The 23,086-nt window shown below is 68.6% G+C and carries 19 protein-coding genes; 7 read left to right on the forward strand and 12 right to left on the reverse strand.

Annotation, left to right across the window (positions count from 1 at the left end; all coding sequences use genetic code 11):
- Positions 1–12 precede the first annotated feature (12 nt).
- Positions 13–1,713: a dihydroxy-acid dehydratase gene (gene ilvD, locus H289_RS0124035; protein ID WP_020103394.1), complete on the reverse strand. Its 1,701-nt coding sequence runs from the start codon at positions 1,711–1,713 to the stop codon at positions 13–15.
- A gap of 75 nt (positions 1,714–1,788) precedes the next feature.
- Here ilvD and ricR point away from each other — a divergent pair, with 75 nt between their 5' ends.
- The gene (gene ricR / locus H289_RS0124040) at positions 1,789–2,142 is read left to right on the forward strand and encodes a copper-sensing transcriptional repressor RicR (RefSeq protein WP_020103395.1); all 354 of its coding nucleotides are present in this window, start codon (positions 1,789–1,791) and stop codon (positions 2,140–2,142) included.
- 89 nt (positions 2,143–2,231) lie between these two features.
- Here the strand turns inward: ricR and H289_RS0124045 are convergent, their stop codons facing one another.
- The 4 genes from H289_RS0124045 to H289_RS0124060 all read right to left on the reverse strand — a co-directional run bounded on the left by H289_RS0124045 (position 2,232) and on the right by H289_RS0124060 (position 6,324).
- Positions 2,232–3,824, reverse strand: a complete 1,593-nt coding sequence (locus tag H289_RS0124045; protein ID WP_020103396.1) for a SulP family inorganic anion transporter — start codon at positions 3,822–3,824, stop codon at positions 2,232–2,234.
- Positions 3,825–3,837: 13 nt separating this feature from the next.
- Entirely contained in the window at positions 3,838–4,536 is a 699-nt protein-coding gene (locus tag H289_RS0124050; RefSeq protein ID WP_020103397.1) for a cysteine hydrolase family protein, read from the reverse strand.
- Positions 4,533–5,942: an allophanate hydrolase gene (locus H289_RS0124055; protein WP_020103398.1), complete on the reverse strand. Its 1,410-nt coding sequence runs from the start codon at positions 5,940–5,942 to the stop codon at positions 4,533–4,535. Before H289_RS0124055 ends, H289_RS0124050 begins: the two co-directional genes overlap by 4 nt.
- Before the next feature lie 82 nt (positions 5,943–6,024).
- Positions 6,025–6,324: an MTH1187 family thiamine-binding protein gene (locus H289_RS0124060; RefSeq protein ID WP_029105672.1), complete on the reverse strand. Its 300-nt coding sequence runs from the start codon at positions 6,322–6,324 to the stop codon at positions 6,025–6,027.
- A gap of 222 nt (positions 6,325–6,546) precedes the next feature.
- On the opposite strand from H289_RS0124060, the gene H289_RS31210 reads away from it, so the two are divergent.
- The gene (locus H289_RS31210; protein WP_020103400.1) at positions 6,547–7,629 is read left to right on the forward strand and encodes a L,D-transpeptidase; all 1,083 of its coding nucleotides are present in this window, start codon (positions 6,547–6,549) and stop codon (positions 7,627–7,629) included.
- Between the two features lie 57 nt (positions 7,630–7,686).
- Here H289_RS31210 and H289_RS0124070 read toward each other — a convergent pair whose 3' ends face one another.
- Positions 7,687–9,660 carry a M13 family metallopeptidase gene (locus H289_RS0124070; protein ID WP_020103401.1) on the reverse strand — a complete coding sequence of 658 codons (1,974 nt, stop codon included), beginning with the start codon at positions 9,658–9,660 and terminating at the stop codon, positions 7,687–7,689.
- A 59-nt stretch (positions 9,661–9,719) separates the two neighbouring features.
- Here H289_RS0124070 and H289_RS0124075 point away from each other — a divergent pair, with 59 nt between their 5' ends.
- Both H289_RS0124075 and H289_RS0124080 read left to right on the forward strand, forming a co-directional pair.
- The gene (locus H289_RS0124075) at positions 9,720–10,388 is read left to right on the forward strand and encodes a hypothetical protein (protein ID WP_020103402.1); all 669 of its coding nucleotides are present in this window, start codon (positions 9,720–9,722) and stop codon (positions 10,386–10,388) included.
- Positions 10,385–11,074 carry a hypothetical protein gene (locus H289_RS0124080; protein WP_020103403.1) on the forward strand — a complete coding sequence of 230 codons (690 nt, stop codon included), beginning with the start codon at positions 10,385–10,387 and terminating at the stop codon, positions 11,072–11,074. Before H289_RS0124075 ends, H289_RS0124080 begins: the two co-directional genes overlap by 4 nt.
- Before the next feature lie 79 nt (positions 11,075–11,153).
- On the opposite strand, the gene H289_RS0124085 is transcribed toward H289_RS0124080, so the two are convergent.
- Together H289_RS0124085 and H289_RS0124090 are read right to left on the reverse strand one after the other, a co-directional pair.
- Positions 11,154–11,693, reverse strand: a complete 540-nt coding sequence (locus H289_RS0124085) for a helix-turn-helix domain-containing protein (RefSeq protein WP_020103404.1) — start codon at positions 11,691–11,693, stop codon at positions 11,154–11,156.
- Positions 11,690–14,608 (reverse strand): MMPL family transporter, encoded by a 2,919-nt coding sequence (locus tag H289_RS0124090; protein ID WP_029105673.1) that lies wholly within the window; start codon positions 14,606–14,608, stop codon positions 11,690–11,692. The genes H289_RS0124085 and H289_RS0124090 overlap by 4 nt, the downstream gene beginning before the upstream one ends.
- Positions 14,609–15,018: 410 nt before the next feature.
- Between H289_RS0124090 and H289_RS31215 the strand changes: the two genes are divergently transcribed.
- Positions 15,019–15,552 (forward strand): hemophore, encoded by a 534-nt coding sequence (locus H289_RS31215; protein ID WP_020103406.1) that lies wholly within the window; start codon positions 15,019–15,021, stop codon positions 15,550–15,552.
- 127 nt (positions 15,553–15,679) lie between these two features.
- Positions 15,680–16,048 carry a heme-binding protein gene (locus tag H289_RS0124100; RefSeq protein WP_020103407.1) on the forward strand — a complete coding sequence of 123 codons (369 nt, stop codon included), beginning with the start codon at positions 15,680–15,682 and terminating at the stop codon, positions 16,046–16,048.
- Positions 16,049–16,100: 52 nt separating this feature from the next.
- On the opposite strand, the gene H289_RS0124105 is transcribed toward H289_RS0124100, so the two are convergent.
- The 3 genes from H289_RS0124105 to H289_RS0124115 are packed head-to-tail and all read right to left on the reverse strand — an operon-like array spanning position 16,101 to position 18,778.
- On the reverse strand, positions 16,101–16,472 hold the full coding sequence (locus H289_RS0124105; protein ID WP_020103408.1) for a DUF3054 domain-containing protein: 372 nt from the start codon (positions 16,470–16,472) through the stop codon (positions 16,101–16,103).
- Complete coding sequence (locus H289_RS0124110; protein ID WP_029105675.1) at positions 16,462–17,670, reverse strand: M23 family metallopeptidase; 1,209 nt, start codon at positions 17,668–17,670, stop codon at positions 16,462–16,464. The genes H289_RS0124105 and H289_RS0124110 overlap by 11 nt, the downstream gene beginning before the upstream one ends.
- Entirely contained in the window at positions 17,657–18,778 is a 1,122-nt protein-coding gene (locus H289_RS0124115) for a lysylphosphatidylglycerol synthase transmembrane domain-containing protein (protein ID WP_020103410.1), read from the reverse strand. The genes H289_RS0124110 and H289_RS0124115 overlap by 14 nt, the downstream gene beginning before the upstream one ends.
- Before the next feature lie 95 nt (positions 18,779–18,873).
- On the opposite strand from H289_RS0124115, the gene H289_RS31220 reads away from it, so the two are divergent.
- Entirely contained in the window at positions 18,874–20,046 is a 1,173-nt protein-coding gene (locus H289_RS31220) for an AI-2E family transporter (protein WP_036421339.1), read from the forward strand.
- Here the strand turns inward: H289_RS31220 and mmpL3 are convergent.
- Positions 20,006–22,993: a trehalose monomycolate exporter MmpL3 gene (mmpL3, locus tag H289_RS0124125; RefSeq protein ID WP_029105676.1), complete on the reverse strand. Its 2,988-nt coding sequence runs from the start codon at positions 22,991–22,993 to the stop codon at positions 20,006–20,008. The genes H289_RS31220 and mmpL3 overlap by 41 nt on opposite strands.
- Positions 22,994–23,086 lie beyond the last annotated feature (93 nt).

Consider the following 23,086-nt stretch of genomic DNA (forward strand, 5'->3'; position numbering starts at 1 on the left):
CACAAATCCCGGCTAGGTGCAGACGGCGCCGACGGCGGCGGACTGGACCAGCTTGGTGTACTTGGCCAGCACGCCGGTCTTGTAGCGCGGCGGCAGCGGCTCGAAACCTTCACGGCGCGAAGCCAATTCGGCCTCGTCGACCAATAGGTCGAGCTTGCCGTTGGCGACGTCGAGGCGGATGCGGTCACCGTCGCGCACGAACGCGATGGGGCCGCCGTCGACGGCCTCCGGCGCGATGTGCCCGACGCACAGTCCCGTCGTTCCGCCCGAGAAGCGGCCGTCGGTCATCAGCAGCACGTCCTTGCCCAGGCCGGCGCCCTTGATGGCGCCGGTGATCGCGAGCATCTCGCGCATGCCCGGGCCGCCCTTGGGGCCCTCATAGCGGATGACGACGACGTCGCCGTGCGTGATGGTGCCGTCCTCCAGTGCGTCGAGGGCGGCTCGCTCGCGCTCGAAAACCCTTGCGGTGCCTTCGAACACGTCGGAGTCGAAGCCGGCCGACTTCACGACGGCGCCCTCGGGGGCCAGCGAGCCGTGCAGGATGGTGATGCCGCCTGTCGGGTGGATCGGGTTGTTCATGGCGCGCAGCACCTTGCCATCCGGGTCGGGCGGCGCGATGTGGGCGAGGTTCTCGGCCATGGTCTTGCCGGTGACGGTGAGGCAATCACCGTGCAGCAGACCGGCATCCAGCAGCGCGCGCATGACGACGGGCACGCCGCCGATCTCGTCGACGTCCTTCATCACGTGGCGGCCGAAGGGCTTCACGTCGGCCAGGTGCGGCACCTTGTTGCCGATGCGGGTGAAGTCGGCGAGCGTCAGCTCGACCTCGGCCTCGCGGGCGATGGCCAGCAGGTGCAGCACCGCGTTGGTGGAGCCACCGAAGGCCATGACGACGGCGATGGCGTTCTCGAACGCCTCCTTGGTCAGGATGTCGCGGGCGGTGATGCCGCGGCGCAGCATCTCGACGACGGCCTCGCCGGACTTGCGGGCGAACTCGTCGCGGCGCTTGTCGATGGCGACGGGAGAAGCGCTGCCCGGCAACGACATACCGAGGGCCTCGGCTGCCGACGCCATGGTGTTGGCGGTGTACATGCCGCCACAGGCGCCTTCGCCCGGACAGATGGCGCGCTCGATGATGTCGACGTCCTCGCGGGACATCAGCCCGCGGGCGCACGCACCGACGGCCTCGAAGGCGTCGATGATGGTGACTTCCTTCTCGGTGCCGTCGGTCAGCTTCGCGACGCCCGGCATGATCGAGCCGTTGTAGAAGAAGACGCTGGCCAGGTTCAGCCGGGCGGCCGCCATGAGCATGCCGGGGATCGACTTGTCGCAGCCGGCGAGCAGCACCGAGCCGTCCAGGCGCTCGGCCTGCATGACGGTCTCGACGCTGTCGGCGATGACCTCGCGCGACACCAGCGAGAAGTGCATGCCCTCGTGGCCCATCGAGATGCCGTCGGAGACGGAGATGGTGCCGAACTCCAGCGGGTAACCGCCGGCGGCGTGCACGCCCTCCTTGACCGACTGCGCCAGCCGCTGCAGCGACATGTTGCAGGGGGTGATCTCGTTCCACGACGACCCGACGCCGATCTGCGGCTTGACCCAGTCGTCGTCACCCATCCCTACCGCGCGCAGCATGCCGCGGGCTGCGGTTTTCTCGAGACCGTCGGTGACGTCGCGGCTGCGGGGCTTGATATCGGGCTGATCTGCAGACATGCAGGTAAGTATGCCGGTCGCTACCAAGCCGACTTGCATTGGATACCCCTAAGGGGTATGCGGTACGCTGGGCTTATGACGGCAGACGAGTCGGGGGCACCAGGGGGCCACCCTGAGGCCTCACGCGGCGATGCGCCGAAGGAAGCCCAACACGGCTATTCGCCGAACAAAGACAACTACGCCAAGCGGCTGCGGCGCGTCGAGGGACAGGTCCGCGGCATCGCCAAGATGATCGACGAGGACAAGTACTGCATCGACGTGTTGACGCAGATCAGCGCGGTCAACAGCGCCCTGCAGTCGGTCGCGCTGGCGCTGCTCGACGAGCACCTCGGGCACTGCGTGAGCCACGCGGTGGCCGTCGGCGGCGACGAGGCCGAGCAGAAGCTGGCCGAGGCCTCCGCGGCGATTGCGCGGCTCGTCCGGTCCTGACGCCGATCACAACGTTCGGCTGAGAGCGGCGATAACCGTATATACGTTCAACGACGCTCTCAGCCGGACGTTGTGATCGTGCCGCGACGCTAATGCCCGGCGACGACGTCCGACTCGTCGACCGTGACGGGTTCGTCGGCTCCCGGTAGCCGGGAGTACGCGGCGCACACCAGACCGAAGAACAGGTAGCCCAGGGCGACCTGCGGATTGGCCGCCCACGACACCTCGGGTGCGTGGATGAGGCCGATGAAGGACAACGCCGCACCGACGGCCGATGCGATCGCCGCGTAGAGGAACTTCTTCTCCAGGATGAAGGCCACCATGGTGCCCAGGATCAGGCCGACGAGTACCGCGCCCTCGCCGAGCGTCTGCAGCCCCTGGTAGACCACGCCGGCGCCGTTGAGCTTGTCCAGGCCCACAGCTGAGGCCGAGGTGCCCGCGGCGTTCAGCGCGTTGTCGACCAGGCCGCCGGCCCATTGCGCGAGGTTGGGCAGCAGCGCCGCGACGACGGCGACGGCATGCAGGCGCGGCACCGCCTGGAAGGCCTGCGCGCCGATCAGTAGACCGATGTAGAGCAGGATCGGCACGATCGCGGGCACCGGCAACAGCGCGTCGAGTACGCCGAACAGGCCCAGGAAGCAGAAGGCCCCGATCAGCACGCCGCTGGCCAGTGAATACCCGGCCCGGCCGCCGGCGTCCTTCCAGCCGGGGTGGCCGATGTAGACGGCCGGCGGGAACGGCGAGCCGAAGGCCGACCCGATCACCGCACCCGCGCCGTCGGCCAGCAGCACGCTGCGCAGGTTGTAGTTGTCGCCGGCGGCGGCCGCGCTCTCGACGTTGCTCATCGCCTCGGTGAAGTTGTAGACGCCGAGGGGTATCGCCGTCCCCAGCAGCGGGGCCAGATGCGACAGGCCCGACAGCAGCATGCCGACCCGCAGATCGGGGAGCCCGATCGCGATGTCGGACACCGCCTTGGCGACATCGGGCGCCGACATGAACCCGCCGATCCAGCCGATGGCGGTACCGACGAGCAGCGCGGCCAGTCCGGTCGGGATGCCGAATGGCAGCTTCACGTCGGTGAAGAAGCCGATCAGGATGATCGCCAGCACCGGCAGTCCGATCCAGGCCGCCTCCCACATCTGCGCTGCCGGCCGCATCGAGATGAAGGTGATGGAGATGCCGGCCAGCGTCCCGAGCATGGCCGCCCGCGGTGTCAGCTTGCGGATGTAGGGGCCGACGAACGCGCCGATCATGACGATGATGCCGATCATGAAGGCCCACGCCAGCCCCGCCTGCCAGGCCTGCATCGCATCCTTGGTGTGCAAGTAGACCGGCAGCATCACCACGAACACCACGATGAACATGTGCGGCACGCTCGGGCCGTAGGGCAAAGCTGTTACGTCCGTGCGGTTTTCGCGCCGGGCGAGGCGACGGGCCAGGAACGTGTAGTAGAGGTTGCCGAGGATCAGGGCCACGCCGAGCGCGGGCAGGATGGTGCCGAGCACGTCGCCGGCGGGGACCTTGACGACGCCGATCATGAGACCCGTCAGCGTCAGGACATTGACTAGGATGTTGAAGCCCAGCCCGAAGAACGCGTTGGTGTCGCCGCGCGTCCACCACGGAATGGACAGGGCCGGCTTGGGGGTTCCGGCGGCCGGGGGATCGGAGACGTCGGTGGACATGGGCAGGTCCTCTCTAAACCGCGGAAGGTGATGGGGCGGCGAGTTGTTGCAGTGCCGGAATGACGGCCGCGGTGTCCGCGACCCAGCCGAAGATGCCGCCCTGCGCGGCGATCATTTCCAGGCCCACGCGCTGGAACTCCGGGAAATATGAACCGACGCAATCGGATACGACGAGGCACTCGTAGCCGCGGTCGTTGGCTTCGCGGGTGGTGGTGTGCACGCACACCTCGGTGGTGACACCGGTGACGAGCAGCTGCGTGATGCCCGCGCCGGTCAGCGCGTCCTGCAGCCCGGTGGCGTAGAAGGCGCCTTTGCCGGGCTTGTCGATCACCAACTCGCCGTCGATAGGGGCCAGCTCGTCAACGATGTCGTGACCGTATTCGCCGCGGATCAGGATGCGCCCGTACTTGCCGGGGTCCCCGATGCGCTTCGACGGCGCACCGCGATTCAGCTTGGCGGGCGGGCAGTCCGACAGGTCGGGTTCGTGGCCCTCGCGGGTGTGGATGACCATGACCCCGGCCGCGCGGGCCGCGGCGAGCAGCGCCGCCAGCGGTGGCACCACCTTGAGCAGCTGGTCGACGTCGTTGCCGAGGCTCTCGCCGAAGCCGCCGGGCAGCAGGAAATCACGCTGCATGTCGATGACGATCAGCGCGGTCTGACCGGCGGTCAGCGTGAACGGTGTCGGTGCGGCCGGTACCGCGACGGACGTCATGCGAGCTCCGTGACCGCCGCCGCGGCGACCTCGGTCGTCGCGCGGGGCTCGTCGAGGATGCGCGCGGCCAGCGTCAGCGCGGTGTCGTCCGACAGGGCGTTGCCCAGCAGCATCGCGCTGTAGGGCCGGCCGTCACTGGTCGTGCCGAGCGGGACCGCGACGCCCAGCAGATCGAGCAGATTGCCGAAGTGCGTGTAGTGGCCCAGCATCGTGTTGCAGTTGATCGGGTTCTCCAACACCTGCTCGACGGTGAAGGTGGTTCCGATGGTCGGCACCACGAGGACGTCCATGGTCTGCCAGAGGCGGCCCACCTCGGCTTTGAGCTCCTGCAGTTTCTGCAGGGCGGCGAACGCGTCCACCGCGGTGTAGTTCAGCCCGCTGCGGAAGATGTCCCGCACCACGGGGTGGATCGAATCGGGTTGCGCAGCAAGGAAATCACCGAACTCGACGAGCCGCTCGGCGACCCACGGGCCCTGGTAGAGCAACGCGCCCGCGGCGAGAAACGGCGCCAGTGACACCTCGACGATGTCGGCCAGGCGCTCGAGGTGTTCACGGAAACTCAGATGCGCCGCGCGCATGGCCTCGTCGCCGAAGAACTCCAGCTCGGCGATCGGCGGCAGGCCGACCCGGATCGGACCGCCGTCGTGACGCGGTCCCCGGTCGCGCGACCAGGCGTCGGCGTCGTCGCGGGCCGCCAGCACGTCGAACACCCGGTCCACGTCGTCGATGCAGCCCGCCATCACGCTGAGGCAGTCCAGCGACTTGCACGCCGGTACCAGTCCGACGGTGCTGATCAGTCCGCGGGACGGTTTGAAACCCACCACGCCGTTGAGGGCGGCGGGGACCCGCCCGGACCCGGCGGTGTCGGTGGCCACCGCGAACGGCACCTGGCCCAGGGCGACGGCCAGCGCGGAGCCCGAACTGGACCCGCCCGAGATGAGGCCACCGCCGTAGACGCTGCGCGGCACCGTGTAGGGCGTCCGGGTGCCGTTGAGGCCGGTGGCGAACTGGTCGAGGTTCGTCTTGCCGACGTAGAGCCCGCCCGCGTCGAGCAGGCGTTGCACCGCCGGCGCGGTCCGCTCGGCGACGTACGCGTAGTCCGGGCAGGACAGCGTCGTGGGCACCCCGGCGACGTCGATGCTGTCTTTTACGCCGAACGGCACGCCGTACAGCGGCAGCGTACGTGCGCCGGGCCGGTTCTCGATCTCGGCTGCGGCCGCCAGCAGCTCCTCGCGCGGCACGACGGACAACCAGGTGCCGTCGTCCCCGCGGGCGGCTACCGCATCGGCCACGCGGGCCGCGGTCTTGACCGGGGAGCCGGTGCCGCCGGCGTGCGAAGCCAGGATTTCGGCCACCGACGGGCCGATCGTCGGACCGGTGGCGAACCCGTGCACATCAGAACCCATGCCTGACCATTGTCAGCAGCATGATGGCGCCGGCAGTACGGGCGTGTGTCGATCGTGTTAGGGGTCGTCGGCCGAGTGCCGGCTAGGCGCCGAGTTCGTCCTCGATGCGCTGGACCTTCGCGGTCAGCTGGCCGGTGTAGCCGGGCCGGATGTCGGCCTTGAGGACCAGGCTGACGCGTGGGGACACCGCCGCCACGGCCTCCACGGCTCGTTTGACCACGGCCATCACCTCGTCCCACTCACCTTCGATGTTCGTGAACATCGCGTTGGTCTCGTTGGGCAGGCCGGACTCGCGCACCACCCGCACGGCTGCGGCGACGGCCGCGGCGACACCGCCGGACTCGTCGCCACCCATCGGGCTGACGCTGAAGGCAACAATCACAGGTCCGATTGTGCGCGGATCCCCGGGCTTCGACAGCCGTCCGCGGCGTTTCGGGGGTGTCGAGCGCGGGCCGGGACAGTAACGCCCGACATATCTGAGGCGATCAACTGTGCAGTTCAGCGGCCTTCGATGGGGCCGGAAGCGGGGTATGACGGCCTTTCGCGGGAGGGGCCGGTCAGCGCGCTATGAGAGACTGGGGACGTTGTGAACTGGAGGTGGCGGATGCCGCAGTGGAACAAGAGCAAGCTACTGACCGCGGTCGTGGCGGCCGGACTGGTCGCCGGAATGACCGTCGCAACCCCGTCGGCGGTGGCCGACCCGGATGCGCCGGACCCCGGTGTGGCAGCAGCGCCGATCGACCCCGGCCTTCCCACTGAGGCCCCTTTGCCGCCGCCGATCCCGCCGGTCGGTGACCCGCTCGCCCCCGGCGCGCCCGTCGCGCCGGCTCCGGTCATCCCGGGCGCCCCGATCCCCGGCGAGCCGCAGCCGATCCCGGCAGGTACCCCGGCCGGCCAGAACCCGACGCCGTTCGTCGGCCAGCCGCCGTTCAACCCGCCGACCTTCAACCCGGTGAACGGGTCCATGGTGGGTGTCGCCAAGCCGATCTACATCAACTTCGCGCGACCCATCGCCAACAAGCAGATGGCGCAGGACGCCGTGCACATCTCGTCGAACCCGCCGGTGCCCGGCATGTTCTATTGGGTGACCGACACCCAGCTGCGCTGGCGGCCCATCGCCTTCTGGCCGGCGAACACCGTCGTCAACATCGACGCCGCGGGCACCAAGTCCAGCTTCCGCACCGGTGACTCACTGGTCGCCACCGCCGACAACGCGACGCACCAGATGACCATCAGCCGCAACGGCGTGGTCGAGAAGACCTTCCCGATGTCCATGGGCAAGACCGGCGACGAGACCAAGAACGGCACCTACTACGTGCTGGAGAAGTTCCCGGACGTGATCATGGACTCGTCCACCTACGGCGTCCCGGTCGACTCACCGCAGGGCTACAAGCTCAAGGTGCAGTGGGCGGTCCGCATCGACAACAGCGGCGCGTTCGTGCACAGCGCGCCGTGGTCGGTGTCCGACCAGGGCAAGCGCAACGTCAGCCACGGTTGCATCAACCTCGCGCCCGACAACGCCAAGTGGTTCTACGACCAGTTCGGCAGCGGTGACCCGATCGTCGTGAAGAACTCGGTCGGTCTGTACAACTACTCCGACGGTGCTGGCGACTGGCAGTGGGGCATGCAGACCCCCGCCGCTCCGTCCACCGGTTCGGGCTCTGGTTCGGGCGCCGGCACGCGCTGACCCGGCAACGCGAAAACCCCCTATTTCCAACGAAATAGGGGGTTTCGCTTTGTTCGGCTAATTCCAGATGCGCACGCGCTCGGCGGGATCCAGGTACAGCTCGTCGGTCGTGTTGACGTCGAACGCCTCGTAGAACGAGTCGATGTTCCGGATCACGCCGTTGCACCGGAACTCCGGCGGCGAGTGCGGGTCGACGGCGAGGCGCCGAATGGCTTCGGCATCACGGGATTTGGTGCGCCACACCTGCGCCCAGCCGAAGTAGACGCGCTGGACACCGGTCAGGCCGTCGATGACGGGCGCCTCCTCGCCGCCCAGTGACAGCTCGTAGGCCAGCAACGCGATCGACAGTCCGCCCAGGTCGCCGATGTTCTCGCCGACGGTGAACGCGCCGTTCACGTGGTGGCCCGCCTCCAGTGCCCGCGGCGTGAAGGCCTCGTACTGCTCGATGAGAGCCTTTGTGCGCAAACCGAATTCGGCACGGTCGGCGTCGGTCCACCAGTCGACCAGGTTGCCGTCGCCGTCGTACTTGGCGCCCTGGTCGTCGAAGCCGTGCCCGATCTCGTGCCCGATCACCGCGCCGATACCGCCGTAGTTGGCGGCGTCGTCGGCCTCGGCGTCGAAGAACGGCGGCTGCAGAATGGCTGCGGGGAAGACGATCTCGTTCATGCCCGGGTTGTAGTAGGCGTTCACCGTCTGCGGCGTCATGAACCACTCGTCGCGGTCCACTTCGCTGCCCAGCTTGGCCAGCTCCCGGTCGTGCTCGACGGCCTGGCCGCGCAGGTAGTTGCCGTACAGGTCGCCGGCGTCGATCACCAGGTTCGAGTAGTCACGCCAGCGCGCCGGGTAACCGATCTTCGGGGTGAACTTGTCCAGCTTGGCCAGCGCGCGCTGCCGCGTCTCGGGCGTCATCCACTCCAGGTTGGTGATGCTGACGCGGTAGGCCTCGCGCAGATTGGCCACCAGCTCGTCCATCCGCGCCTTGTGCGACGGCGGGAAGTGCCGGTCCACATAGAGCTTTCCGACGGCGTCGCCCATCAGGCTCTCGACCAGGCCGACGCCGCGCTTCCAGCGGTCCCGGATCGCCTCGGTGCCGGACAGGGTGCGGCCGTAGAAGTCGAAGTTCTCCGCCACCAGGTCGTCGGTCAGGATCGGGGCACGGCCGCTGATCACGCGCCAGCTCAGCCACGCCTTCCAGTCCTCGAGCGGCTCGGACGCCCACAGCGCCGCGAACGCGACCAGGAAATCCGGTTGCCGCACAACGACTTCGGCGACCACGTCGGCCGGCGCGCCCACCGCCGCCAGCCAGCCGTCCCAGTCGAAACCGGGCGCCTCGTCGGCCAGATCGGCGAACCGCCGCAGGTTGTAGCTCAGGTCCGCGTCGCGGCGCTTGACCACATCCCAGTGCGCCGCGGCCAGTTTGGTCTCCAGCGCGACGATGCGGGCGGCCGTCTCGGCCTGATCGCCGCCGAAGACCAGGCTCAGCATGCGGGCGATGTGCTGCGGGTAGGCCGCGAGCACCGCCGCGTGCGCCGGCTCGCGGTAGTACGACTCGTCGGGCAGGCCCAGGCCGGACTGCGTGAAGTGCAGCAGGTACCGCGTCGAGTCCTTGGAATCGGTGTCGACGTACGCGGCGGCACCACCGCCGACGCCGGCGCGCTGCAGCCCGCCCAGCACGGCGGCCAGCGCTTGCGGCGTCGAAGCGTCGGCAACGAGATCCAACTCAGCCCGCAGCGGCGCGAGGCCGACGGCGGCCACCCGCTCGGTGTCCATGAAGCTCGCGTAGAGGTCGCCGATGCGCTGCGCGTCCGAGCCGACCGGGCCCGAGGCCGTCGTGATGAGATCGCGCACCTGCTCCTCGGCGCGGTCGGCCAGCAGGCGGAAGGCGCCGTCGGTGGCACGGTCGGCCGGGATGTCGTAGTCGGTGAGCCAGCGGCCGTTGACGTGACCGAACAGGTCGTCCTGCGGACGGGCGTCGGGGTCGAGGTAGCTCAGGTCGATACCGGATCGGGGAGAGGTAGCTTCGAGAGTCACCTCGCCATCCTGCCATCGCCGCTGCAGTGCCGGTGGGCGCTGCGGGTAGCCTCACGCCCATGCCCGACGAGCGCAGCGAAGACTCCGCCGAAAAAGACGCTGCGAAAGACACAGCATCAGCCGGCGCGGCCAGTGACACCAAGCCCGCCGCCAAAGCCGCACCGCCGAGCGATCAGGCTGAGGGAATCTTCAGCCGCTACGGCATCGCCTCCGCGGTACTGGGTGTCGTGGCGGCCGTCGCCGTCGTCGTCGCGACCTGGGTCTACCTGGGGCACCGGGCCGACGACAAGGACCGCGTGCACGAGGCGCAGGCGATGAAGGCCGCCGCCGACTGGGCCGGCCTGCTGATCAACATGACGAAGGACAACGTCGCCGTCAACGTGCCGAAGCTGCACGAGGGCACCGTCGGCCAGCTCAACGCCGATTTCGACGCCACCGTCGCGCCGTTCACCCAGCTGGTGCAGAAGCTGCAGAGCCAGACCACGGGGCAGATCGAGTCCGTCGCGCTGGAGACGCTGCATCACGCGCCGCCGGGGGAGCAGGGCAAACCGGCGGTCCAGCCGGAGCTGGCGGCCATCTCCTCGGATACGACGACGGTGCTGGTGATCGCGACGTCCGTGAGCCAGAACGCCGGTGCCAAGCCGCAGACCGTGCGCTGGCGGCTGCGCCTCGGGGTGTCCGATGTCGGCGGCAAGTTGCTGATCTCGCGATTGGAGACGCTGCGATGAGGAACGCGTGGCGCGTACTGGTCTTCGACATCCTGGCGCCGCTCGCGGTGCTGGCGAGCCTCGTCTACATCGGGCTGGCGCTGGAGCGGCCGCTGTGGTGGGTCGTGGTGGGCACCATCGTCGGGCTGCTGGTGCTGCAGGCGTCGATCGTCAACTTCGTGCTGTTCCGCCGTGACGGCGTCACCATGGGCACCGATGACGACGCGCCCAGGTTGCGGCTCGCGGTCGTCGGGCTGACGGCGGTTGCCGTGGTCGCGGCCGCCATCGTCGGCTACACCAAGTGGACGGTGCCGGATCGCACCACGAGCGCTGACATGTCCATGGTGGTCGGCATCGCCAGCAGCGTCGCGGAGGCGTCGGCGACCTTCACCCCCGGCGCGCCGAACGTGTCGATCGACCGGGCCACGTCGTTGATGGCGCCGCAGCGCGCGGAGGCTTACCGCAACGAGTTCAACGCGGTCGCCAAGGATCTGACCAGCCGTGGGGTGGCCGGGCAGGCCAGCACCATCTCGGCCGGTATCGAGACCATCGGCCCGAATTTCGCCAGTGTCGCGGTGGTCATGCGGGCTTCGCAGAACGCGCCGAACAAACCCGCGCAGGCGACGGTGCTGGGGCTGCGGGTCACGCTGACGAAGCAGGACGGGCGCTGGCTCGTCATGGACGTGACCCCGATCGCGTCGCGCTAGGGGGGAAGGCCGCTCGAGAGGGACCAAATGGTCGTCTCGGCGCGCGAGAAGCGACCATTTGGTCCTTCTCGGCGGGTGGCTACGAGCGGGCGGAACGCATCCGGGCGAACCGGTCCGAGAGCCGGCGCATGCGTACCAGCAGCGCGGCCGACGGGCTGGTGGTGCCGGAGGTGTAGGCCGAAAGTTCTTGTGTGCCAACACCGATGCGCGACGCGAACTCGGTCTCGCTGAGACCGGAGCGCTCCATCAGCAACCGGATCTGGCGCGCCACCTCGGCGCATTCGTTGGCCTCGAGCTGGGTGCGGGCGCGGGCCAGTACCTCGGCCAGCGCCTTGGAGATGCCGTACGGGTTGGTGGTCGCCAGGATCTCCTCGACCTGACGAGCGGTACGGCCGAAGGGGTCGCGCTTGATGGCGACGACGATGCGCTGCCACACCGCGAGGTCGTCGTTCTCCAGCGCGGCGCGGATGGCGGACGTCGACCAGAACTCGACGGGCTTCTCTCCGGGGGCCTGCGCCGGGAATGCGACGGTGGGTGCCCCGTTGGTGCCGGATGCGGTGGGCTCACGGGGATCGTCGGCACCAGAAGGGGTGTCCCTCACCTCGGATGTCAACGTCACCTCGCCTCCTCCAACATGGCCACTGCCACCGCCAGACAACGCTGTTTGACGTCGGGCCAATCTGCCGATTCGTGGTCGTCGAACGGGTGCGGGTCGGCCAACCTGCGGACCAACTGGGTGGCCACCCACTGGTTCTTCGACCGTTCTCCACAGTAATACCCGTCAATTCCGGCAAGAACCGCGGCTGCGGTCCGGATGTCCATGCACGACACCAGATCGACGAAGTCGGTGTAGTCCTGAACGCTGTTGCGGGACATGATCAGGTAGCCCTTGAGCCGCAGCGTCTCGGCGCCCGTCGGGATCTCGAGCCGGTCGCCCGTGGGCAGCAGCACCGTCGTCGTCTCCACGGGGCTGCGGCGTTCGATGGCGGGGCCGTCGGTCTCGTCGAGCGACAGGGCGTCGAGCGCGACCGACAGCCGTCCGCCCCACATGGTGACGGGGTGCACGTCGGGGTTGTCCGACGCGGACCGGGACTGGCCGTGCGCGCGCCGCCGCAGCAGCGCCAGCCCGGTGCGGGAGCGGTCCTTGCGCGGGGGCGCCGCGGCGATCCGGCGGGGGACGGCGCGCGGCACGTACTGCTGCTCGCCCGGCTCGCAGCCGCTGAACGCCAGCGGGTCGGCGACCGTAACCGTCTGTGCGGCAAGGGTTTGCAGCTTCGCCGCGGACTTGACGACGCTGCGCAGTTCGGAGCCGGAGGGGCCCAGTGCCGAGATGTCGTCGGGGATGATGACGAGGCTGCCGGTATCGGTGGCGGGCAGCGGCTTCTCGAAGTCCACCGACGGCAGCAGGCGGTCCAGCCACTTGGGCAGCCACCAGTTCCACTGGTCGAACATCGCCATCAGCGCCGGTACCAGGACCAGCCGCACCACCGTCGCGTCGACCGCGATGGCCACGGCGCAGGCCACACCCATCTGGGCCACCAGCGGCATACCGGCAAACGCGAAACCGATGAAGACGGCGATCATGATCAGCGCGGCGCTGGTGATGGTGCGGGCGCTGGTGCTGACGCCGTACGCGACGGCGTCGCGGGTGTTGCCGGTCTGCAGGAAGCGTTCCCGGATGCGCGTCAGCAGGAAGATCTCGTAGTCCATGGACAGGCCGAACGTCATCGCCAGCACCAGCGGCGGAATGGTGGTGTCCAGCGACTCCAGGGGTTTGAACCCGAGCGCCTTGAACCAGCCCCACTCGAAGACGATCACCAGGCTGCCGTAGGCCGCGGCCACCGACAGCACCGTCATCAGGACGCCCTTGAGCGCCAGTACGACCGAGCGGATCGAGATCAGCAGCATCACGAACGCGATGAGCGAGACGAAGACGAACACCAGGACCTCGGTGTTCGCGACGCGGTGGTCGAAGTCCATGATCAGCGCCGTCGGTCCGCCCACCGCGACGGCGACATTCGGGCCGGCGACGCCCGGCAGGTGTTGTCGCAGCCACGTGATGGAGTCGCGCGCGACGAGGTCTTCGGGGTCGACCGACAACACGACCGTGAACAGGGCGCTGCGATTGTCGTTGCTGAACACCGGCGGGGCCACCTGGGCCACGTCCGGCGCCTGCGTCATGGTCTGGTGCAGCGCGTCGAGCGTCGCGGTGTTCTGCGGGTCGGAGGCCGTCGCGTCGGGGAACGTCGCGAGCACCCGGAGGGGGCCGAGGGCACCCGGGCCCAGCGCTTCCGCTGCTGCGGCCACGCCGCTGCGGATCTCATGGGTCGGGGAGAACTGGCGCAGCATGCTGTTGCCCAGTTGCATGCCGAACGACGGTGCCGCCAGCAGAACCAGGAAGACGGTGGCGAGCAGTGCCGACAGCCACGGACAGCGCATGGTGCGTTCGGTCCACTGGGTCCAGAACGGCGACTGCGTGGCGTCGGAGCGGCGCGAGACGTGCAGCCACGACGAGCGCTTGGCGACCCGCTTGCCGAACGTGGCCAGCACCGCCGGGATCAGGGTCGTCGAGGTCAGCACCGCGATGGCGACGGCCAGGATGGCGCCGGTCGCCATCGATGACAGCACCGGCGTGCCGATGAGGTAGATGCCGGTGATCGAGGCGATCACGGTGAGCCCGGACAGCACCACCGCCAGGCCCGAGGTCGCCATCGACGCGTCGACGGCCTGTTCCGGATCGCGGCCGGCCCGCAGCTCCTCGCGGAAGCGCATGAGGATGAACAACGAATAGTCCACGGCCAGCGCGATGCCGAACATCGACAGCGTCGTCGTCGCGAAGACGCTCATGGTGACCCAGATGGACAGGAGGTAGACCACTCCCATCGTCACGATCACCGTGCACGCGCCGAGCAGCATCGGCATGGCCGCGGCGGCCAGGGAACCGAACACCGCCAGCAGCACGATCAGCACGATCGGCAGGTTCCACTTCTCGGCCTCGGCCACGTCGTGCTTGGTGGTCTCGCTGGCGGCCGCGCCGAGTGCGCCCTGCCCGATGACGTACAGCCGGACCTTGCCGTCGGCGGTCTGGCCGGGTTTACCGTCCTTGATGCCGACCGCGGTACGGAGCTTCTTGGCGATGTCGACGGCGCCGCTGTTGTTGAAGTCGAGGCGCAACGTCACGACATAGGGTTTGCCGGCCTGTGGCTCGGCCTGATTGGGGTCGGGGACGACCTTGACGCTGGAGACGCCGGCCGCGATGCGTTTGAGCTCGTCGACGGCGGCCGCCATGTCTTCCTGTGTGGCGTTGGCGTTGGGAGCCGCGACCAGGGCCAGCGGTGAGGCGCCCTCGTCGGGGAAGTGGTCCTCGAGTTCGCGCTGGACGTGCAGCGATTGGGAGCCGGCGACCTCGAACCCGCCGCCGCTGAGGTTGCTGGACTGGGTCGCCGCGAGATACAGAGACGGCACCATGAGCAGCAGCCAGGTGGCGAAAACCACCCAGCGCCAGCGCCGCAGCAGACCGCTCAGCCGCATCATCAACTGCTGGATGGCGAACCCTCTTCCTGCGGTCGTCCCGGTTGCCACCGGAGTGTCTTGATCGGCGTTTCGTGCCGCCGACCCTACCCCAGTATGGGGTAGGGTGACCGGCTCGCGAGCGGCGATGAGGCGCCTGACGGGAACCTTGATCCAACTGCAACCGGGCCACTGCCGGCCCCGCCGGCAACGTTGTCGGAGGCCGTCGGCGGGCTTCGGCGCCAGGTTTGAACACCGCAGTGACCTGGATGTTTGCTGTGTGGATTGGGCACCGCCCTCGCCGCGATGGCAAGATGGCGGGAGCCGAATCCCGGATGAGGCCGGCGCCGCCATCGGCGCTACCCCGGGAAACCAGTGTTTGCCGAGTGTTTACATGGCCGTCTCTGGCTCGTAAACCGGTGAGGAGATTTGCCATGAAGACCACCAGTGTCGCGGTTCGCCGCGGGCTTGCCGGGACGTTCGCTGTAACCGCACTCGGCGGTGTGATGGTGACGTCGTTCGGGGCGCCGTCGGCCGGTGCGGGCCAGGATCCGTGCGCGGCCAGCCAGGTCGCCAAGACCATCGGCATGGTGGCCACCTCGACCGGCACCTACCTGGATGCGCACCCGGTCGCCAACCAGACGCTGACGAACATCTCGCAGCAGCAGCCCGGTCCGCAGTCGTTGGTGGCGCTCAAGGCCTACTTCGACGCCAACCCGCAGGAAGGCGCCGCGCTGCAGAACCTCCAGGCGCCGCTGGTGACGTTGTCCTCCCAGTGCAAGCTGCCGTTGACGCTGCCGCAGCTGATGGGACTGATGCAGGCGCAGCAGGGCGGTCTGCCCGCCACGTTGCCGGCCATGCCGAGCGTGCCCGGCGCCGTGCCGTTCACGCCCACCCTGCCCGGCGTGACGACGGCGACGGGCTCTGTGCCCGCGGCTCAGGCTGTGTCGGCACCCGCCGCGCGGTAGTTCCGGCCGCGCCACGAGTTCGTGATGCGGCACCCCGCGAAAGTCGTCGCACTTTCTGATTAGCTTCCAGTGTCGGCATCGGTACTGGTCGCCGACTTCGAAGCTCTCGACGAAGGGGTTTGACCACATGATGCTCTCCGCTCTGGCCAAGCGACGCGTTGTTGCCGGTTTCATCGGCGCCGGCGCGGTCGCCGGCAGCATGCTGTTCGGTGCCGTGCCGTCGGCCCTCGCCGACCTGCCACCCAACTGCACCTCTGCGGACATCGCCGGCGTCAAGTCAGGCGTCGAGGCCTCGACCTCCGCCTACCTGTTCACCCACCCGGACGTGAACGACTTCTTCACCAGCCTTCGGGGCCTGTCGAAGGACCAGGCGCACGCCAAGGTCAAGCAGTACCTGGCCGCCAACCCGCAGACCAAGGCGGAGCTGCAGGGCATCCGTCAGCCGCTGAAGGACATCCGCGACCGCTGCGGCATCCCCGGCCCCGCCGCCCGCTAACCCGGGATTTGTGCACGAAAATCCGCGGTAGGCGCGGATTTTCGTGCACAAATCACTTGCGGAGGCGAGCCAGGCCGCGCCAGCCGAGCAGGAAGACGGCGGTGACGGTCGAGGCCACGATCACGAAACTCACCGCGACGCCCTGAGCCGAGGCCTTGCGCAGCAGCATGCCGATCACGACGGTACTGACCCAGACCACCAAACCGGTCGGGTTCAGCGCCGCCGGGCGGCGCCAGCCCCGCGATAGCGCCCAGCCCGCCACGGTTCCGGTGAGGAACGGCCAGCTCGTGTGCGCCACGCCGGCCACGGTGATGCCCTCGGCGTGACTGCGCCGGCCGATGGCGCAGAAGATCACCACCAACACCACGTCGGTGAAGAAAGCCAGTGCGGCGCTGCGATTTCCGGTGGCCTGCTCAGTTGTCATAGGTCATCACGTCCAGATTCAGTGGGCTGACATTGTTTTCGGCTCGGGCGGTGAAGCCGGGTTCCAGCCGCGGGGGACCGCCGGCCTCCAGTGCGTCGACGGCGGCCATGTTGGCCAGTCGGTCGGTGAGCTTGAACGAGCGGAAGACGAAGGGCAGGCCGTCCGCGCGCAGCGGATCGGATGCGCTCATCACGTGGAAATGCAGGTGTGGCGCACTGGAATTGCCGGTGTTGCCGACGTTGCCCAGCACCTGCCCGGAGGTCAGTCGGTCGCCCGGCTTGACCTTGACGGTGCCGGTCTTCAGGTGCGCGTAGAAGGCGAAGTTGCCGTTCCCGATGTCCTGGACGACGTGGTTGCCGCCGTACTGCGCCAGTGTGAGGCCGGTCGGGTCGACGCCGGGCACCTGCTCGGGCAGGCCGTCGAGAACCGCCACCACCGGGCCGTCCGCGACGGCGTGCACGTCGGAGCCGAAGTACAGGTAGCTGTCGGTCTTCGCGCGGTCCCCGCTGAACAGCTGCCCGTCGGCCCGTAGCTGCTCGTAGTCGATGGCGAATCGTTCTGCGGCCCAGAGCTTTCCGTCGATCGGGTTGAGGGCCATTCGGTGCGGCGTCATGTCGCAGCAGCCGTTGGCGTCGAGCCAGCCGGAGCCGCGCAACGGCGGGTCGAGTACGACGGGCTTGTGGTCGGACACCGACATGGGCGCGACGTTCTCGGTGACCACCGGCGGTACGAGCGGCGGCATCGGCTTGGGCACCTTGACCACCACGCGGTGCGAAAGGTGGGGTACCGCACTTCCCGCGTCCAGTTTGACGTCCAGCCAGACGATCGACCGCTGCCCGGGGCCGAGATCGTTGGTGCTGACCCGGGTGCCCATGGTCCGCGTCCAGTAGGCGAGGCCGGCGCCGGACAGTTGTAGCAGCGGCCCGGCGGGTCCCACGGCTGCGATCGAATCCACCGTCACGGGCTCGGGTGAGGTGTTGGTGAGCAGCAGCTCGTACGCGAGATGTACTTTCCCGTCGGTCGCCGGGACGGGGACGGGCTCGGCCACGACGTCGACGAGGACGGGCGTGACGATCGGCTCGGCGCCCGCGGAAGCCGTTGGGGGAGAGGAAGACTCGACCGATTTCGGTACCGCCGTACAGGACGTCAGCGCGGCGGCGAGCAGCAGTGCCGCCGCCGGCCGGCTACCCGGAATCATGCGACGTCTCGGGGCCGCCGGGCGGCGCACCCGGTGCGGGGGCCGGGGTTTCGGGCGCGTCCGGGTCGAAGTCCTTCTCTGTGCGGAACAGGAAGAAGAACACCACCCAGCCGATCGCCGAGATGAAGATCCAGCTGACCAGCCGATAGATCAGCATCGTCGAGATGGCCGCCGCCAGCGTCATGCCGCTGGACACCAGGCCGGGCACCAGCACCGCCTCGACCACGAGCAGCCCGCCCGGCATCAGGGGAATCGCCCCGACGGCGCGCGCCGCGGCGTACGCGACCGTCAGACCTGCCAGCGACGGATGCCCGCCCGTGGCGTACGCCGCGCAGGCCAGGCACGCGACGTCGGCGATCCAGTTGAACAGCGACCAGCTGAATGCGACGGTCAGGGTCCGGCGGCTCAGGCTCACGGACTCCAGCTGATTCAGGGTGCGGCGCCAGCCGTCCAGGCCGGTGTCGGCGGGCTTACCGCGCAGCGAGTTGAACCACGACAGCAGCCGCACGCCGATGCCGTCGATCTGCTGCGGATTGGCGGCGACGGTCTGGGCCAGCAGCAGGAGCGCCACGAAACCGCCGATCGTGAAGATCAGTGACAGCGGGTTCTTGCTCGCGCCGAGCAGGAATGCCCCGCCCAGGCCCAGCAGGGCCAGGCCGACCACTTGCAGTGCCCCGGACATCACCAGCTGCCACGAGGCCACCAACGGCGAGGCGCCCCACAGCCGCTGTTGGCGGTAGACGAACGTGGCCGACAGCACCGGGCCGCCCGGCAGCGTCGTGGACAGCGCATTGCCGGCGTAGAACGCGGCCTCGGACCGCAACTGCTTGACCTGGACCCCGGCGGACCGGAGCAGGGTGCGCTGAATCTGCGCGAAGCTGTGCATCGAGGCCAGGGCCGCGACGGCCGCGGCGGCGACCCACCACCACGTCGCCGACAACAGGCTGCGCCACGCCTTGGCCAGCTGTTCCCAAACCATCACGACCTCGACAGTCAGCACGACGACGGCGATGCCGATGAGAACCCAGCGCAGCCACCAGTACTTGCCGCGGGGCCGACCCTGCGGCCGGGCGGCCGTCCAAGGGTCGGTCGACGCGTCGTGTGACACGCATACAGAGTAAACGGCGTGTCGTGTACGGCGCGCCGTGTGCGGGCGCATTGCGCAACCCCCCGGCGTCATCCCGCGGCGTTACGCTGGCGCCCATGTCACAAGCCGACGCAGCGGTCGATCCAGTGGTACGTAAAGCCGCAGCCTGGTCATGGCGGTTGTTGGCGATCTTCGGCGCGGTGCTCGCCGTGCTGTGGGTCGTCGTCAAGCTCGAGGTGATCGTGGTCCCGGTGCTGCTGGCGACGCTGGCATCGGCGTTCCTGCTGCCGGCGGTCGACCTGCTGACCCGGCGCGGACTGCCGCGCGGTGCGGCCGTCGCGGTGATGCTGCTGAGCTCCATCGTGGTGATGGGCGGCATCCTGACGTTCGTCGTCTTCCAGTTCATCGACGGCGCCCCGGCGCTGGTCGAGCAGGTGGCCAAGAGCATCGACGGCGCTCGTAAATGGTTGACCGAAGGCCCGATCCTGCATCTGAGCAGCGATCAGATCAACAGCGTCGGGCAGACCGCCATCGACGCCCTGAAGAACAATCAGGCCAAGCTGACCAGCGGGGTCTTCTCCACCGCCGGCGCGCTCACCGAGATCATCACCGGGATGCTGCTGGTCCTGTTCACCCTGATCTTCCTGCTGCACGGCGGCCGCGACATCTACGCCTTTGTCACCAGGATCTTCCCGGCCACGGTCCGGGACCGGGTGCGGGATGCCGGCCGGGCCGGATTCGGCTCGCTGATCGGGTATGTCCGCGCGACGTTCGTGGTCGCTCTGGTCGATGCCGTCGGCATCGGCACCGGGTTGGCGATCATGGGAGTGCCCCTGGCCCTGCCGCTGGCATCCCTGGTGTTCCTGGGCGCGTTCGTCCCGCTGGTCGGTGCCGTGCTGACCGGTTTCGTGGCAGTGGTGGTGGCGCTGATCGCCAAGGGCTGGATCTACGCGTTGATCGCGCTCGGCCTGATCATCGCGGTGCAGCAGCTGGAGGCCCACGTGCTGCAGCCCATCGTGATGGGCCGCGCGGTGTCCGTCCACCCGCTCGCCGTCGTGCTGGCGATCGCCGGTGGCGGGGTCACCGCCGGCATCATCGGCGCACTGATCGCCGTGCCGATCGTCGCGTTCCTCAACAGCGCCATCCGCGTGCTCGTCGCCAGCGATCCGGACGCCGAACAAGCCGAACTACTCGCCGAAGCCGGGCCCGTGGCCGCCGCGACGGTGTCGCAAGGGGCCACGCCGCCTGCTACAGACGGCCCTCCCGGCGCAGCAGATCCGCAGCGCTGACCCCGCCGCCGGTACCGCGCCGCTGGGTTTCAGCGGTATCGATCTTCTCGGTGGCGTCGGGAGCGTCGGCCGGCTGGGCGCGGAACGCCGTGGTCGGCTCGTTGCCCTGATCGCCGGGCGCGTCTGACGGCGTCTGAATCTGCGGCCCGGAAGCGCTGATGTTGCCGCGCAGCTGCCCGAGCCACGACTCGATTTCCCGGTTGCCGCTGGCGCCCTGACCCTGGCCCGGCTCGGCGGGACGGGCCGCGCCCGGCGCGCGGAACGCCGTGGTGGCGGGCTCGGAGGCCGGACCGAAGGCGGTGGTCGCCGGGTCGCCGATCGCGGTGGTCGGCGGCGTCGGGTCCCCGTTCTGCGGGGTGACGGCGCGCGTCACATTCGACACCACGTTGCGGAAGGCGCCCTTGGCGGCGCTGAACCGCGTGGTCGCGGGCTCGGTGGACGGAGCCTCCGGCACCGCGGGCGGGGCCTGCGGAGCCGGCGGCTGCGGCGGAGCACTCGGCATCCGGTTGGTCGGTGCCTGACTCGGCGGCTGTGGCTGGCCCGGGTTGATCCGGGTCGGCACGGCGCGCTGGCCGGCGGCCGGATGCGTCGGATCGTGCGGCGGCCGGACCGGAGCACCGGAGCCGACCAGGGCACGCGGATCTTCGGGTTCGCGGACCGCGGGACGCTTGCGCTCGTCCGGCAGCTCGGTCTCGCCGAGACCCAGCTTCTGCTGGACCCGCTTCATCCACAGCGGCGCCCACCAGCAGTCGTCGCCGAGCAGCTTCATGACGGCCGGCACCAGGAACATGCGGATGACGGTGGCGTCGAGCAACAGCGCCATCAGCAGACCGAATGCCAGGTACTTCATCATCACCAGGTCGGAGAACGCGAAGGCGCCGACGACGACGGCCAGCACCAGCGCGGCACCCGTGATCAGGCGGCCCGTGGTGGCGGTACCGATCCGGATGGCCTCGGCGGTGGACATGCCGCGCTCGCGGGCCTCCACCATGCGGGACACCAGGAAGACCTCGTAGTCGGTCGACAGACCCCAGATGACCGCGATGATCAGGCCGATCATCGGTGCCATCAGTGGCTGCGCGGTGTAGTTCATCAACCCGGACCCGTGCCCGTTCTCGACGAACATCCAGGTCAGGATGCCCATCGTCGAGCCGAGGGTGAGGGCGCTCATCAGGGCGGCCTTGATGGGCAGCACCAGCGAGCCGAACGCCAGGAACATCAGGACGGTCGTGGTGATCACCAGGATCGCGACCATCAGCGGCAGTTTCTCGAACAGCGTGCTGATGCTGTCCTGTTCCAGCGCCGGGGTGCCGCCGACCATCACCTGGACGCCGTGCGGTTCCTGCAGGGCGCGCAGTTCGTTGATCTTCTCGCCGGCGTCACCGCTGTTGATGAGGCCGTTGGACAGCACCCGGACGGACGGGTCCTTGCTGCCGCCCTCCTGGTAGGTCCGCTCGGCCCACATCTTCGACTTGTCGTTGCCGTCCGGCGTCACGAACCCGCTGATGGTGCCGGCATTTGCCCGCACCTGGGCGATCTGCTGATCGGTGACGGGCTGGCCGTTGTCACTCTTGATGACGAGGGTCAGGGCGTTGGTGCGGAAGCCGGGGAAGAGCTGGTCGAACTCCTCCTGCGCGGTCCGGACCGAGTTGTCCGGCGGCAGGTACTTCTCGCTCATACCGGCGAGGGCCAGCTGTCCCAGCGGGATGACCAGGAGGATCATGCCGATGGTGATCGGTACGGCGAACGCCAGCGGCCGTTTCATCACGACGTTGACCAACTTGCCCCAGAAGCCCTTCTCGACTTCTTCGCGGGTCTTGGTCTTCTGCGTCTTCTCGGCGAACCAGTCGATGATCTTGCGCGAGAACGGCCAGTTGGCCAGGAACGGCACCTTCAGCAGGGTGCGCACGCCCAGGGCGTCGACGTTGGTGCCGAGGATGCCCAGCACCGCGGGCAGCACCGTGTTCGACAGGAACGCGGCCAGCAGCACCGACGCGATGATCGCGTAGGTGATGGACCGCAGGAAGCCCAGCGGGATCAGCAGCAGCGGCAGCGACGACGCGACGATGATCACCGCGGAGAACGCGACGGTCCGGCCCGAGGTCATGACGGATCTTCGGACCGCGGCCTCGACGTCGTAGCCCTCGGCCAGTTCTTCTCGGAACCGGCTCACGATGAACAGGCCGTAGTCGATGGCGATACCGAAGCCCATCATGGTGACGACGGGCTGGGCGAAGAAGTGCACCGGCCCGAATTCGGCGGTGAACCGCAGGATGCCGAGCGCGCCACCGATGGTCAGACCACCGATGATCGCGGGCAGTGCGGCAGCGATGGCGCCACCGAACACGAAGAACAGCACGACCGCGACGAGCGGCACGATCGCCAGCTCGGCGCGCTTCTGGTCGGTGCCGATGGTGCCGGTCAGCTCGCTCGCGAGCGGCTCCAGACCGGCCAGCTTGATGTTGCCGCCGTTGACCTTGTACAGGTCAGGGGCGACGGCCTGGTAGTTCTTCAGGATTGCGTCGTCGTTGTCGCCCTTGAGCGGGACGGTGATGAAGGTGTGCCGCAGGTCCTGCGTCGTCATCTTCTTCAGGCCGTCGCTGGGCGCTTTCAGCCAGCCGACCCAGGCGACCACCTTGTCCTTGTGGTCGTTGACGAAGGTGTCCAGCTCGCCGCTGACCTTCTTCTGCCACGCCGGGTCGGTGATCTTCTTGTCGTCGGGCGGCGTCAGGATGGCCACCACGAGGCTGGTCCGGTCGCGGCCGTAGACCTCGTCACCGAGCACCGACGCGGCGACGGACTCGCTGCCCTCGTTGTAGAAGCCACTCTGCGTGACATGCTCGCCGAGACTGGACCCGTACACGGCGCCACCAAGGCACAGTGCGACCATGACACCGATCACTATGTATCGGAATCGGTACACCGTTCGACCCCACCAGGCGAACACGTCAGCTCCTCACGATTATCTGCATAAAGTCCTGCTCAAAGGCACTCTCTAAGAGGTTGCCATTTTCAGCCACCGCACACGTCATCTGTAGTT

The sequence above is a fragment of the Mycobacterium sp. 360MFTsu5.1 genome, assembly GCF_000383495.1.
Taxonomy (GTDB): domain Bacteria; phylum Actinomycetota; class Actinomycetes; order Mycobacteriales; family Mycobacteriaceae; genus Mycobacterium; species Mycobacterium mucogenicum_B.